Below are 251 nucleotides of genomic sequence, written 5' to 3' on the forward strand. Positions count from 1 at the left end.
GGTGTAGCCACCGTCATATAACGATTACTTAATGCCCAGTACGACTCTTTTACTAGTTCCAATCGCTTAGAACGGTCTTCCTGTTGCATTAACGTCATCGCAATGATTAAGAATCTTTCCTGCGGAAGTTCGTAAATATTTTTGCTGTGGTCAGTCGCCAAATAGCGATCTCCCAACGTACGTAAAGCGATATACTCAAAATCCTCATCTTTTCCAGCATCGATGCACTCTCCTAATTCATTAATTTCTTC

Annotated in this window: 1 protein-coding gene; it reads right to left on the reverse strand. The window is 41.0% G+C overall.

Annotation, left to right across the window (positions count from 1 at the left end; genetic code table 11):
* Window positions 1–251: ribonucleotide reductase N-terminal alpha domain-containing protein (locus ACS2QP_RS28295; protein ID WP_438883141.1), on the reverse strand; the 251-nt coding region annotated here is incomplete at both ends.

Origin of the sequence: Bacillus cereus group sp. Bce019 (genome assembly GCF_051781745.1) — a bacterium.
GTDB lineage: Bacteria > Bacillota > Bacilli > Bacillales > Bacillaceae_G > Bacillus_A > Bacillus_A cereus.